General features: G+C 29.1%; 12 protein-coding genes. 9 read left to right on the forward strand and 3 right to left on the reverse strand.

Annotation, left to right across the window (positions count from 1 at the left end):
* Positions 1-27: 27 nt before the first annotated feature.
* The 8 genes from dctP to CRV02_RS13460 all read left to right on the forward strand — a co-directional run bounded on the left by dctP (position 28) and on the right by CRV02_RS13460 (position 8,314).
* Positions 28-1,080 (forward strand): TRAP transporter substrate-binding protein DctP, encoded by a 1,053-nt coding sequence (gene dctP / locus CRV02_RS13425; protein ID WP_129090768.1) that lies wholly within the window; start codon positions 28-30, stop codon positions 1,078-1,080.
* Between the two features lie 33 nt (positions 1,081-1,113).
* Complete coding sequence (locus tag CRV02_RS13430; protein WP_129090769.1) at positions 1,114-1,881, forward strand: hypothetical protein; 768 nt, start codon at positions 1,114-1,116, stop codon at positions 1,879-1,881.
* A 1-nt stretch (position 1,882) separates the two neighbouring features.
* On the forward strand, positions 1,883-2,428 hold the full coding sequence (locus CRV02_RS13435; protein ID WP_129090770.1) for a TRAP transporter small permease: 546 nt from the start codon (positions 1,883-1,885) through the stop codon (positions 2,426-2,428).
* Positions 2,422-3,759 (forward strand): TRAP transporter large permease, encoded by a 1,338-nt coding sequence (locus CRV02_RS13440; RefSeq protein ID WP_129090771.1) that lies wholly within the window; start codon positions 2,422-2,424, stop codon positions 3,757-3,759. Before CRV02_RS13435 ends, CRV02_RS13440 begins: the two co-directional genes overlap by 7 nt.
* A 32-nt stretch (positions 3,760-3,791) precedes the next feature.
* Positions 3,792-5,003 carry a diaminopropionate ammonia-lyase gene (locus CRV02_RS13445; RefSeq protein WP_129090772.1) on the forward strand — a complete coding sequence of 404 codons (1,212 nt, stop codon included), beginning with the start codon at positions 3,792-3,794 and terminating at the stop codon, positions 5,001-5,003.
* An 11-nt stretch (positions 5,004-5,014) separates the two neighbouring features.
* Positions 5,015-6,244 carry a YgeY family selenium metabolism-linked hydrolase gene (locus CRV02_RS13450; RefSeq protein WP_258239316.1) on the forward strand — a complete coding sequence of 410 codons (1,230 nt, stop codon included), beginning with the start codon at positions 5,015-5,017 and terminating at the stop codon, positions 6,242-6,244.
* A 1-nt stretch (position 6,245) separates the two neighbouring features.
* Positions 6,246-7,415, forward strand: coding sequence for a Xaa-Pro peptidase family protein (locus CRV02_RS13455; RefSeq protein WP_129090773.1), 1,170 nt, complete (start codon positions 6,246-6,248; stop codon positions 7,413-7,415).
* A gap of 632 nt (positions 7,416-8,047) precedes the next feature.
* Positions 8,048-8,314 (forward strand): hypothetical protein, encoded by a 267-nt coding sequence (locus CRV02_RS13460; protein ID WP_129090774.1) that lies wholly within the window; start codon positions 8,048-8,050, stop codon positions 8,312-8,314.
* Between the two features lie 372 nt (positions 8,315-8,686).
* On the opposite strand, the gene CRV02_RS13470 is transcribed toward CRV02_RS13460, so the two are convergent.
* Positions 8,687-9,256 carry a recombinase family protein gene (locus tag CRV02_RS13470; protein ID WP_129090776.1) on the reverse strand — a complete coding sequence of 190 codons (570 nt, stop codon included), beginning with the start codon at positions 9,254-9,256 and terminating at the stop codon, positions 8,687-8,689.
* A 426-nt stretch (positions 9,257-9,682) separates the two neighbouring features.
* Here CRV02_RS13470 and CRV02_RS13475 point away from each other — a divergent pair, with 426 nt between their 5' ends.
* Positions 9,683-10,141, forward strand: coding sequence for a hypothetical protein (locus CRV02_RS13475; RefSeq protein WP_129090777.1), 459 nt, complete (start codon positions 9,683-9,685; stop codon positions 10,139-10,141).
* 105 nt (positions 10,142-10,246) lie between these two features.
* Here CRV02_RS13475 and CRV02_RS13480 read toward each other — a convergent pair whose 3' ends face one another.
* Together CRV02_RS13480 and CRV02_RS13485 are read right to left on the reverse strand one after the other, a co-directional pair.
* Complete coding sequence (locus CRV02_RS13480) at positions 10,247-11,140, reverse strand: DMT family transporter (protein WP_129090778.1); 894 nt, start codon at positions 11,138-11,140, stop codon at positions 10,247-10,249.
* Positions 11,141-11,179: 39 nt separating this feature from the next.
* A partial coding sequence (locus tag CRV02_RS13485; RefSeq protein ID WP_164969012.1) for an AraC family transcriptional regulator occupies positions 11,180-11,607 on the reverse strand: 428 nt, incomplete at its 5' end.

Here is an 11,607-nt window from a genome sequence, read left to right on the forward strand (position 1 = left end):
CAATATATAAACTATAAAGGAAGAGATATGTTTAGAAATAAAATTTTAAGTACAGCGTGTGCGTTATTATTAGGTGCAGTAAGTTTAAGTGCAGAGACATGGAAGTTTGCAAGTGAAGAATCAAAAAAAGATGTTCAAGATATCTATGCTCAAGAGTTTGCTAAAGTAGTTAAAAAAGAATCTAATGGAAAAATTAAAGTTAGAATCTATTACTATGGGCAACTTGGTGGTGAAAATGATATTGTTGAACTAACTTCAAACGGTTCAATTCAATTTGTATCAGTTGGAACTGGACATTTAGGTTCTTATGTACCTGAAGTTCAAGCAATCTCAATCCCTTATGTATTAACAAATAATGAAAATGCAGCTTATGAAGTTTTAACTACAAGTAAAACTATTTATGAAGATTTAGCGCCTAAATTTGAAAAAGCAAATTTAAAACTACTTTCTATGATAAGTGAAGGTGAAATGGCATGGGGTGCAAATAAACCTATTAGAACTCCAGAAGATTTTGCAGGTCAAAAAATAAGAACATTTACTTCAACAATTCCTGTTGAAACATACAAAACTTTTGGAGCTGTTCCAACACCTTTATCATGGGGAGAGGTTTATTCTTCTTTACAATTAGGAACAATTGATGGAATGGTAAATCCTATGTATTTCATCTATAATGCAAAATGGCACATGGTTCAAAAATATATTATGTTCCCAGGACAACAGCCTTATATAGGAACAATTTCGACAAACGCAAAATGGTATGCAAAACAAACACCTGAAAAACAAGCGATTATTCAAAAAGCAATTAAAGCAGCTAATAAAGCAGCCTTTGAATATCAAAAAAGAATTAACAAAGAAAACACTCAAAAAATGTTAAAAGAAAATCCTGAGTTAAAACTTATAACTTTAACGCAAGAAGAAAGAGCAAGATTTAAAGAGTTAAGTAAATCTCTTCATGGGACTTTCTTAGATGTTGTCGCTAAAGCATATCCAAATGGAAAAAAAGAACAAGCAAAAAAAGAAGCTAAAGAGATTCTAAGTGATTTAATCCAAGAAGTAAAAGAAGCTGAAAAAAGACATTAGTATAAGCCCCTTTGGGGCTATAAAAGGTTAAATATGGAAATTAGAATCTTAGAAAAAGAGTTAGATAATCAAATTTCATATAATGGAAAAGTAGGTTTAATTCTTTTAGCAACAGATCAAATAACTTTATATGAGTTTGAAGCAATTTTTAAAGATACAGGAATACTTTATTTTCCATCTAGAGTTATGTTAGATTCAGTTGAATTAAGTCCAGAAGTTTTAATGCAAGTTAAAAATCAATTATCAAGCGCTACAAACTCTATCGTTCCTGGTATGAAACTTGATGTGGTTGCTTTTTCATGTACATCTGCGTCTATGACAATAGGTGAAGATGAGGTTTCTAAAATCATTAAAAATAGCGATTTAAATAGACAAATAGATGAAGTTACAAATCCTTATAGTGCTATTAAAAGTATTTGTAAATTTTTAGATATAGATGAGTTAGGAGTTATTACTCCTTATAGTTTAGAAGTTACACAAGGAATTGTTGATGGGATGTTACCTGATATTAAAGCTGTAGATGTGGCTACGTTTAATAATCCAAATGATAACTTAGTTCCTATTATAACTCCTGCTTCTGTAAAAAATGCAGTAATTGATATGGCTAAAAATGAAGATGTAAAAACTATATTTGTTTCTTGTACAAATATTAATATTTGCAGATATATAGATGAGTTAGAAAAGATTACTGGAAAAACAATTTTAACAAGTAACCAAGTTATGGCTTGGGATATTCTAAGGTTAGCAAAGTATAAAAAGCCTATTTATGGCTTTGGTTCAATCTTAGAGAAAGAAAGATAAGATGAAAAATATTTTAGCAAAAGTAAATTCTCTTACAGCAAAAATAGAAAAAGTTATTTTAGCTTTATCTATTATGCTTATGATGATAAATACAACAGCAAATGCTTTAGGAAGATATATCTTTAATCAAAGTATATATTTTTCTGAGGAATTAAATCAATTTTTAATGGTGTCAGTAACATTTATTGGTCTAGCTTATGCTGTAAGAAATGGAAGAAATATAAGAATGACAGCAATATATGATTCTTTAAGTCATAAGAAAAAGAAAGCTCTTATGATAATAATTGCTATTTGTACGTCTTTTTTAATGTTTTTATTAGCTTATGAAGCTTTACAGTATGTATTACAACTAAAGGGCATGAATAGGCAAAGTCCTGCACTCCAAATTGAAATGTATTTAGTTTATATGATAGTTCCAATAGGCTTTTTTATGGCTGGGTTACAATTTTTTATCAGATTTGTTCAAAACTTATTATATGAAGAAATATATCTTTCTTATGATGTAATTGAGCAAAAAGATACAGACTTAAAGGATCAAGCATGTTAGAATTTTTTCAAAATGTAATAAATGGTGAGCTTGATGTATATGTAATTACATTTACGCTTTTAAGTGTAATGGTAATTTTATTGTTTTTAAGTTTTCCAATGGTTGTGCCTTTAACAATAGCTACAATGATAGGTTTTTTACATTTTTCTGATTTACCTTTACAAAATATCATACAGCAGATGATTACAGGGATTACACCAAATGCTTTAATCGCAATTCCTATGTTTATTTTTGCAGCTGATATTATGACAAGAGGTCACACAGCAAATAGATTATTGGACTTAATTGAGGTTTTTATAGGACACTATAGAGGTGGTTTACCAATAACAACTTGTTTAGCTTGTACTTTATTTGGTTCTGTTTCAGGTTCAACTCAAGCTACAGTTGTTTCAGTAGGTACTATTATGAGACCAAAACTTTTAAAAGCAGGGTATAAAGATAGTTTTATTTTAGGACTTATTATAAATGCAAGTGACATTGCTTGGTTAATACCACCTAGTATCGGATTAATCTTATTTGGAGTTTTAGCAAATGCAAATATTGCTGAGTTATTTATTGCAGGAATTGGTCCTGGAATTGTATTAGCAGGTTTATTCTCTGTTTATTGTTATATATATTCAATAGTTCACCAAGATAGTATTGCTCTTGCTCCTAAAGTTGATTGGAAAGGAAGATTTAAAGCAGTAAAAAAAGCTATTTTACCTTTAGGTTTCCCTGTATTAATAGTAGGTGGAATTTATAGTGGAGCTTTTACTCCAACAGAAGCAGCAGCATTTTCTGTTTTATATGCAATTATTTTAGAAGTGATTATTTATAAAAAACTTGGAATAAATGATTTAATTGATTCATCATTAAGTACAGGTCTTATTACAGCAGTTGTATTTATTTTAGTTGGTGCAGGACAGGCTTTTTCTTGGTATATCTCTTTTGAAATGATACCTCAAGAGTTACTGGGAGCTCTTGATTTAGAAAATGCAAGTCCTGAGTTTATTTTGTTTGTAATTTCTCTTGCTTTTGTAATTGGATGTATGTTTGTTGATTCAATAGTTGTATTACTTGTTTTAACACCTGTATTTATGCCTATTATTGATAGTTCAGGAATTGACCCAGTTTTAGTAGGAGTTGTAATTACTTTACAAATGGCAATTGGTTCTGCTACACCACCATTTGGATGTGATATTTTTACTGCAATAGCAGTGTTTAAAAAATCATATATGCAAGTAATTAGTGGAATTTTACCATTTTTCTTAATCTTAGTATTAATGTCAGCGATTTTGATTTTCTTCCCTGACACAGCGCTATTTTTAAGAGATTTAGCATTTGATAAATAAAAAATTAAATTTAATAAAAAAGGAAAACAATTATGATAAACAATTTTAAAAAATATTTAGAGCAAACGGAACTTTTTGATAATACAAAAAATTTAAGAGTTGAGGAGTATAAACATCAAGATATTTTAAGCCTTGAAGGTTTTGAAAAAGCTTCAAAAGAGATTACTTCTTGGGATGGTTTTGAGCAAACACCTCTTGTTAGTTTAGATGATTTAGCAAAACAAACAGGAGTTTCAAAATTATATTATAAAAATGAACACTATAGATTTTCACTAAAAAGCTTTAAAGCTCTAGGTGGAGCTTACGCTGTTGCTAATCTTTTAATAAATAAATTAAAAGAGCAAGGAATTGAAGCAAATTCAAAAGATTTATTAAGTGGTAAATACAAAGATATTACTAGTAAGATAACTGTTTCTTGTGCAACTGATGGAAACCATGGTAAATCAGTAGCTTGGGGTGCTTCTATTTTTGGTTGTAATTGTGAGATTTTTATTCATAGTCATGTAAGTGTTACAAGAGAAAAAGAGATTGCTAAATATGGTGCAATTATGCATAGAATTGAGGGTAATTATGATGATTCAGTTCATGAAGCTTCAAGAGTAGCAAATGAAAAAGGATTTTTTACAGTTTCTGATACATCTTATGAAGGATATACAGAAGTTCCAAAAGATGTAATGCAAGGTTACACAATAATGGTAGATGAGGCTTTAAGACAAATGGGTGAGAAACCAACCCACGTATTTTTACAAGGTGGTGTTGGTGGAATGGCAGCAGCAGTTGTGTCATTTATTCACGAAACTTATGGAGAAAACTCACCAATCTTTGTAATGATAGAACCAACAAATGCAGATTGTTTACTACAAAGTGCAAGAAATGGTGAACCAACTGTAGTTCATGGAGATTTAGACACGGTTATGGCAGGTCTTTCTTGTGGAGAAGTATCATTATTGGCTTGGAAAATTTTAGAACATACAACAAAAGCATTTTTCTCTATTCCAGATGAACCAATTGCTGAAACTATGAAATATTTAGCGTCTTTACCTAATCCTGTTGTTGCAGGGGAGTCAGCAGTTGCAGGTCTTGCTGGCTTTATGATTACTCAGTTTGATGAAGAGTATAGAAAAATTTTACAATTAGATGAAAACTCTAAAGTTTTATTTTTAGGAACTGAGGGTGATACTGATGAGCAAATTTATACTGAACTTGTAGGTAAAAGTTCACAAGAAGTCTTAAGTAAGGCATAGAGGAAAATAAAATGGAAAAAATATTTGAAGGTATTCCTTTTGAGCAAATAAAACAAAGAGCCCAATTTTATAAAGAAGATATTTATAGATTCACAAGAGATTTAGTTAGATGTCCAGGTGGTTCAGGAGATGAATCTTTGGCTGCAAAATGTACTATTGATGAAATGAAAAAGCTTGGCTTTAATAAAATAGATATAGACCCAATGGGAAATATTTTAGCTTATATTGGAACGGGAAAACATTTAATAGCAATGGATGGACACTTAGATGTAGTTGGAGCTGGAAACCTTGAGAACTGGGATTATGACCCATATGAAGGTTTTGAAGATGAAAACAGAATCATAGGTCGTGGTACAACTGATATGAAAGGAGCGATTGCTTCTATTGTATATGCAGCGAAGATTATCACTGATTTAGATATTAAAGATGATTTTACTTTACTTGTTTCTGCTTCGGTTGCAGAAGAGGATTGTGATGGATTATCTTGGAAATATATGATTGAAGAGCAAAATATCAGACCTGAGTTTGTACTTCTTGCAGAGCCAAGTGATGGAAAAATCTGTAGAGCTCAAAAAGGAAGAATGGAGATTTCTGTTACAACTTATGGAACATCTGCACATGGTTCAATTCCTCACAAAGGTGATAATGCCATCTATAAAATGTCAGGAATTTTGCAAGAGTTAAGAGCTTTAAATGAGAACTTACTTGTAGATGATTTACTTGGAAAAGGGTGTTTAACAGTATCTGAGATTAGCTCAACTTCACCATCAAGATGTGCAGTTTCTGATTCGTGTACTATTTCTATTGACAGACGTCTAACTTGGGGTGAAAAACCTGAAGATGCACTTCAAGAAATTAGAAACTTACCGGCAGTTAAAATGGCAGATGCTGAGGTTTCTATTTATAACTATGATGAACCATCATATACAGGTTTAGAGTATGGACAAGAGTGTTCATTTAAACCTTGGAAAATGGAAGAAACACACGATGTTACACAAAGTGTAGCAAAGGCTTATAAAAACTTATTTGGTAAAGAAGCAGTAATTGATATTTGGCCATTTTCAACAAATGGTGTATCTATTATGGGTGAGCACAATATTCCAGTTATTGGATATGGTCCAGGTGAATTAAAATTTGCTCATGCTCCAAATGAAGAAGTAAAAAAAGCAGATTTAATTTTATGTGCTGCTTTATATGCAGCAATTCCATCTGTTTATGTGAGAATGCTAAAAGGTAAATAATATGTTAGAAGTACCAAAAAGAGGCTTTGAAAAAGCGGAATATGAAAGAAGACTAGGAAAGATTCAAAAATTAATGTTTGATGAACAAATGGATGCAATTCTTTTAACAACACAAGTAGATATAGAGTATTACACAGGCTTTAAAACTCAGTTTTTTGAAAGTCCTACAAGACCATGGTTTGTGTTAATCCCACTTGATGAAAAACCAAAAGCAATTATTCCTGTAATTGGTGAGAGTGGTATGAGAGATACATGGGTTGAAGATATTCAAACATGGACATCTCCAAATCCTGAAGATGAAGGTATATCTTTATTGACACTAAATATTAAAGCTTTGATGAAGAGATTTAAAACATTAGGAATTCCACAGGGGCATGAGAGTAATCTTAGAATGCCACTTGGGGATTATAATAAACTAATCTCAAATCTTGATGGTATAAATATCAAAGATGCAACAAAAATTTTAAGATATGTAAGATATGTAAAATCTCCTGCAGAAATTGAAAAAATTAAATATATTTGTGATGTAGCTTCTCAAGGATTTGAGGATTTACCAAGCTTACTAAAAGTAGGTGAAAGTGAAAGAGCTAATTGTCAGAGATTTAAAAATCACCTTTTATCTTTAGGTGTTGATGATTTCCCTTATTTGATCTCTGGTTCTGGTCAGGGAGGATATGGTTCTATTATTATGGGTCCAAGTGAGAGGATTTTAGAAAATGGAGATATTTTTATCATTGATACAGGTTGTGTTTTTGATAGTTACTTCTGTGATTTTGACAGAAATTACGCTTTTGGTTACGCAAGTGATGAAGCAAAAAAAGCTTACGAAGTAGTATTTAAAGCTACTGATGCAGGTTTTGATGCTTGTAAAGTAGGAAATACAACATCAGACGTATTTAATGCTATGAATAAAGTTATGCAAGAAGGCGGTGCATTAAGTAACTCTGTTGGAAGATTAGGTCATGGTTTAGGTATGCAACTAACTGAATGGCCATCAAACACAATAAATGATAATACTAAATTAGAAGAAGGGGTTGTAATAACACTAGAACCTGGAATGGAATATTTAGAAGGAAAAGAGATGGTGCATGAAGAGAATGTACTTATCACAAATAATGGTCCAGTTTGGCTATCAAGACGTGCTAGTCCAGAACTACCTATAATTGTGTAAAACAAGTGAAATTCACTTGTTTTACACAAGCATAGAAGTGAGATTAAACTCAATTTTTTTGCTTCAAATAGAAACACTCTTATTCTTTTCTATCAATATTGATTATGCTGAATCTAATAACCTTAGACTACTATCACTAATTATTTTAAATAAAAATTATAAATTTAAAAAAAAGAACTAGTTTTTAGGACACAAAATTTTGGATAATCTTTTCCCAAAAAGACTTGAAATTTGGAACATGCTCCAAAAGTACAGGTTGTTGAACTTGTCTTTATAACTCATCTTTGTAGCAATTTTCTGTCCACATTAATCCTCTTAATATATTTAACATTTGCAGGTTAATTACGATATCACCTTAATATACATACATTATGTATTATTATCATCTAAATATCCACATTAAACATACATTAAAAGCATATCATATACTTAAAATTTATTTAAGAAACATCTCAATCTCTAATGTTTTTTTATAGTAACATCTACAAAAATACCTTATTTAAGGTGTTTGTAGATGTTTTGATATACAACACTTTTTGTACATGTTATTTGTTCATTTTTAGGTTCTTTGATCTATAATATATATTCAATAAATAGTTAGGCACTAAAACCAAAAAATGGAGAATATTCAAATGAAGAAATATAAGGCATTTACAATAAATGATGATGGAACAAGAAATAAAATAGATGCAAATTCTATTGTTATAGAATTAACAGAAAATAAAATTATAGAGTTAGACTTGAATCCACAATCAAATCATTTTGGTAGTTTACCTATAATAACCCTTGCCGATGAAGAACAAAATACATTCCCTGTGTTTAATGTAAAGCCAGCTGCAAGTAATGTTTTGCATATTTATGTTGAACATATCGAACTGAAAAAAAATGAAAAAGAATAAATTATTATTATTTAGCGTTAATCTTTTTACCATAGGGATAATCTTTCTTTATCTTGAAACTAATTTTTATCAATTTGTTGATCACAATAATTTTTTGCAAGAAAGTTGGTTTATGCCACTTGGCCTTTTTAGCTTAATCTTTGGAGCTCTTGGATTATTGTTAGTGTTTGTAAAAACAATTTGGTTGAAAATTAAAAATAATTAGTACAAAGAAAAGCCTAACACAGCCCTCAAGAGGAACGGCAAGAGGCTATGCTGTTTGCCAAACTCAAAATTGAATCAAAACTTATAAATGCTAAATCAGTTTCGGGATAAATCACTTGCCACCCCCCCCCTTAGCTAAACGTTAGATCATAAATAGTTAAAATACTCTTATAACCTCTTCTTTTTAGCTACATCTTGAATCGCTCTATAGATTGTATTACGAGCTACATGAAAAATCTTTGATAAGAATGCAACAGATTTTCCTTTTTCATGCTGTTTGAATATGATATTCTTTTCTTTAGTACTAAGAATAGCTTTTCTACCAAATTGAACACCTTTTTTCTTTGCAGCTTCAATTCCTTCTTTGACACGTTCATTTATTAAATCACGTTCAAATTCTGCAATAGCATCTAACATAGTAAATAATAGTCTACCTGCTGGAGATGTAGTATCAATATTTTGATGTAATACTCTAAGATTTACATCTTTGCTCTCTAAAAACTTTGCAATATTATGAAGGTCTATTACAGACCTTGCTAATCTGTCAAGTTTTGTAATATAAAGTACATCACCTTCTCTTACAAAATCCATCATAATATTAAACTGTTCACGATATGCTTCATTCTTTCCTGATCTTTTTTCTGAGAAGATCTTTTCACAGCCTGAACTCTTGAGTTGATCAATTTGATTCTCAAGATTTTGACTAGAAGTTGAAACTCTTGCATATCCTACATTCATAATAAATCCTTTGTGTTGAATTTACTATTTATCTCATATATTTGAAGGATTGTAAAGTAATGTAGTTTTCCCTAAAAGAACAGATAAAGAGTATAAAAAAATCATTTTAATTGAGTTACTAGCAATAGTATATACAGATAATATAATGCATCCAGCAAAAAACAAATTATTGATACTATTGTAGATACATGGAGCATCAATTCAAGCTTAGTAGTTGTATATGGTGAGTGGTCTAGAAGTTTACTGTCTCTTTATATTCAAGGTAAGGCTTTACTTGATTTGAATTAGTTTAAATTTTAAATAGAAATAAAATAATTATAAAATGAGAAAAACTAAAAAATAAATTATTTCTATCTTTTAAATTAAATAATGTTAAAATTAAACAATTATAAAAATTAGATTAATTTCTAAAAAAAAGAGAAATCAATGAAAATTAATTTTACTAATAATCAAGAAATATATTTATTTAGTAATAAAAATATAGAAAGTAAAGAAATAAATACTGTAGAAAAAAGTACATTAAAAAATCACACTAACGGTAGCTCTAATAATTTGCTTATTATTCCGACTAATAGTATTGAAAATGTTTCAACAGAAAATTTTTTTAAATTAAAAAATGAAATTGATGAAACAGAAGAAAATATAAAAAATGATAAGAAAAGAGTAAAAAAAAGTGAATCTTCTGATGAATTAGGATCTCTTGAAATGTTATATAAAAAACTACAAGAACTACAAAAACAAATAGCTCAGTTTATGTCAAAAATGGCAGAGGCAAGTGAAGAAGAAATAAAAGTACTTATGGAAAAAGTTTCAGGATTAAATGCACAAGTAAGTACTATTAATGAACAAATTCAAAAAGTTTTAGAAAAATCTAGATCTAAATAAAAATTTTTATAGTAGACGTTTGTTTTTTAATCATATACATAAAGAACAATTTTTTTGTTTAAATTAATATTATTTATTATGAACAAACTTTTTTATATATTAATTCTATTTATGTTTTTTTTGAAATTTTATATTATTTAATATTTTTACAGCAATAATTGTTAAAAAAGTTCCTAAAATAATTGAAGGAGTAATTACTTCATTTAAAAATATTCCACTTAGAGTTATTGCTGCAAAAGGAACTAAAAATATAAATGAACTTACTTCACTTGCACCTAATTTTTCAATCCCTAAGAAATAAATGGTATTTGAGAAAGTTGATGCACCTATCGATAAAACTAACATATTAATCCAAAATATTGAATCTAAAGATGAATAGTCTATACTTACCAAATCTACAAAGAAAAATATATTTAGAATACAAATTACCATATACAGATAAAATGTAAATACAATTGGCGAAATATTAGATGCCTTAGAGCTTAATATTGTTACTATAGCCCAAAGAAGTGCTGCTAAAATAAAGTAAAGATTTTGTATTACTAATACTTCTTCAAGATTAAAAGACCAAATATCTAACATGGTCATAACACCTATTGCTCCTAAGGATAAAGCAATCAGATCTTTTTTTGTAATTTTCTTTGTTCCTAAAATAGCTAACATTAAAAAAGTAATTATGGGAATTAGACTTGTTACAAAAGCTCCTCCAAGACTTGCAGTACCATATTTTGTTCCTAAATAAAAATACTTCATATATCCTATTAATGTAATAGATGTAAGGAAAACCCATATAAAACTTTTAAAATCTATTCTGAATGATTTTTTGAGAAATATTATAATTGGAACCATTGTTATTGCAGTTATGAAAAACCTAAAAAACATGGTTTCAAACTCGTTAAGATAATTACTTAATACCTTTATATTTACCCAAGAAGCTCCCCATCCTATCATTGCTAAAAAAAGTAAAAAATAAAATAAGTTTTTGTTTGTTGTAGTCATAAAGCCTCTTTTTAATTAATAAAAGAAGTTTATCTAATGTTAGTAATTATTGTATAGAATAAAGTTGCGGTTTTTGTTTATCCATGTAGGAGAAAAATCAAAGATTCGTTTGAAGTTTCTATTAAAGTGAGATTGGTCATTAAATCCAGACTCAATTGATGCCTCAATTATACTATAACCTTTCTCAATTAGCTTTCTTGCATTTTCAACTTTTTTATTTATTATATATTGATGAGGAGTTAATCCAATTTCTTCTTTAAATATCCGTATAAAATGATATTTACTCAATCCTATATTAGTTGATAGTTCATCTAAACTTGGGGAGTTGTATAAAGTATCGTTTATCAATTCTATACTTTTAGAAATAACTATATTATTGTTGAAGTGACTATCTAACTGTTTTCCAACTACTGTATAATTTTTAATTAAATAAGACAAGGCATCGATACAGTATGTTTCTAATTCAA

It is taken from the genome of Arcobacter sp. CECT 8989 (assembly GCF_004116715.1).
GTDB lineage: Bacteria > Campylobacterota > Campylobacteria > Campylobacterales > Arcobacteraceae > Halarcobacter.

What these genes read in the sequence shown, in the direction of transcription:
- dctP (WP_129090768.1), top strand. Translation starts at nt 28, where the DNA reads ATGTTTAGAAATAAAATTTTAAGTACAGCGTGTGCGTTATTATTAGGT.
- CRV02_RS13430 (WP_129090769.1), top strand. Translation starts at nt 1,114, where the DNA reads ATGGAAATTAGAATCTTAGAAAAAGAGTTAGATAATCAAATTTCATAT.
- CRV02_RS13435 (WP_129090770.1), top strand. Translation starts at nt 1,883, where the DNA reads ATGAAAAATATTTTAGCAAAAGTAAATTCTCTTACAGCAAAAATAGAA.
- CRV02_RS13440 (WP_129090771.1), top strand. Translation starts at nt 2,422, where the DNA reads ATGTTAGAATTTTTTCAAAATGTAATAAATGGTGAGCTTGATGTATAT.
- CRV02_RS13445 (WP_129090772.1), top strand. Translation starts at nt 3,792, where the DNA reads ATGATAAACAATTTTAAAAAATATTTAGAGCAAACGGAACTTTTTGAT.
- CRV02_RS13450 (WP_258239316.1), top strand. Translation starts at nt 5,015, where the DNA reads ATGGAAAAAATATTTGAAGGTATTCCTTTTGAGCAAATAAAACAAAGA.
- CRV02_RS13455 (WP_129090773.1), top strand. Translation starts at nt 6,246, where the DNA reads ATGTTAGAAGTACCAAAAAGAGGCTTTGAAAAAGCGGAATATGAAAGA.
- CRV02_RS13460 (WP_129090774.1), top strand. Translation starts at nt 8,048, where the DNA reads ATGAAGAAATATAAGGCATTTACAATAAATGATGATGGAACAAGAAAT.
- CRV02_RS13470 (WP_129090776.1), bottom strand. Translation starts at nt 9,256, where the DNA reads ATGAATGTAGGATATGCAAGAGTTTCAACTTCTAGTCAAAATCTTGAG.
- CRV02_RS13475 (WP_129090777.1), top strand. Translation starts at nt 9,683, where the DNA reads ATGAAAATTAATTTTACTAATAATCAAGAAATATATTTATTTAGTAAT.
- CRV02_RS13480 (WP_129090778.1), bottom strand. Translation starts at nt 11,140, where the DNA reads ATGACTACAACAAACAAAAACTTATTTTATTTTTTACTTTTTTTAGCA.